This window comes from Streptomyces sp. CA2R106 (assembly GCF_037034245.1).
Classification (GTDB): Bacteria; Actinomycetota; Actinomycetes; order Streptomycetales; family Streptomycetaceae; genus Actinacidiphila.
In genome coordinates, this window is record NZ_JBAGKC010000241.1 from 1 (window position 1) to 210 (window position 210).

Below are 210 nucleotides of genomic sequence, written 5' to 3' on the forward strand. Positions count from 1 at the left end.
GGCACCAAGGTCGAGACCTGGCCCTGCAACGGTGGCGCCAACCAGCAGTGGAGCGTCAACTCCAACGGCACCGTCACCGGCACCCAGTCCGGACTCTGCCTCGACGTCACCGCAGCCTCCACCGCCAACGGCGCCCTCGCCGAACTGTGGACCTGCAACGGCCAGACCAACCAGCAATGGAACCTCGGCTGACCCCACCCCACCGGCCCG

The 210-nt window shown here is 69.0% G+C and carries 1 protein-coding gene; it reads left to right on the forward strand.

The window, feature by feature from the left end:
• A partial coding sequence (locus WA788_RS35930) for a ricin-type beta-trefoil lectin domain protein (protein WP_335984769.1) occupies positions 1 to 192 on the forward strand: 192 nt, incomplete at its 5' end.
• Positions 193 to 210: the final 18 nt, after the last annotated feature.